General features: G+C 43.4%; 1 protein-coding gene. It reads right to left on the bottom strand.

Features of this window, described 5'->3' with window-relative positions; translation table 11 throughout:
* Positions 1–192 precede the first annotated feature (192 nt).
* Complete coding sequence (locus R7190_RS26630; RefSeq protein WP_005455388.1) at positions 193–750, bottom strand: PhnA domain-containing protein; 558 nt, start codon at positions 748–750, stop codon at positions 193–195.
* Positions 751–815 lie beyond the last annotated feature (65 nt).

Here is an 815-nt window from a genome sequence, read left to right as displayed (position 1 = left end):
CACATTCAAAAAGATATCGATATGTACCGTTAATCTGAACACTGTGACAAAAATGCCAGCTTAGCCGCTGGCATTTTTGTATTTGCTGTTTCAAAGGGACCTGATTCAAACGCATGGGTTAGGGGGCCTTCCGAAGCACAAACAAAAACGGGGTTCCAACTGGAACCCCGTTTTATACAAAAGTAACTAAAATTACTTCTTACGGCAGTACTCTGCGATCACGTACATTGACTGACCACCGTTTGCCTTACCTGAAATCAGTTTAGGGTCATCACCAAGGCTGATACCGCGAATCACAGTACCTTGCTTAATTACTTGGTTTGTACCTTTAACTGGTAGATCTTTGATTACTGTTACATCGTCACCTTTCTTAAGTTCAGTGCCGTTGCAGTCAACAGTTTTGTCATCAGCAGACATACCTGTCATTGCCCAGTTCTTTTGCTCTTCTTCCATGTACATCATGTCAAGAGCGTCTTGAGCCCAGCTTTCAGAGTTTAGGCGAGTTAGTTGGCGCCATGCAGTTACTTGTACTGCAGGAACCTGGCTCCACATGCTTTCGTTCAGACAACGCCAATGGTTAATGTCTTTAGGTTCTTCGATCTCGCTGTGGCATTTGTCACATACCATGATAGCGGTATCAACTGTTACGTTACCGTGTGGTGGTACAGCGTAAGCAGTTAATGGAGATTCAGATGAACACAGTTCACATTTTGACTCGCAGCGTGCAAGCAGAGTAGCTTCGATAGACATAAGGACTCACCTTAGTAATGTTATTTTGTGGCGGTATTATCCACTTTATCCTGAGAAATAAAAGG

The organism is Vibrio sp. 1078-1, assembly GCF_033340475.1.
Note: the sequence above shows the minus strand (reverse complement) of the source record. Positions and strands in the feature narration are given on the sequence as shown.

Bases quoted from the DNA above. Each gene is read 5' to 3' on its own strand.
- R7190_RS26630 (WP_005455388.1), bottom strand. From the start codon at position 750: ATGTCTATCGAAGCTACTCTGCTTGCACGCTGCGAGTCAAAATGTGAA.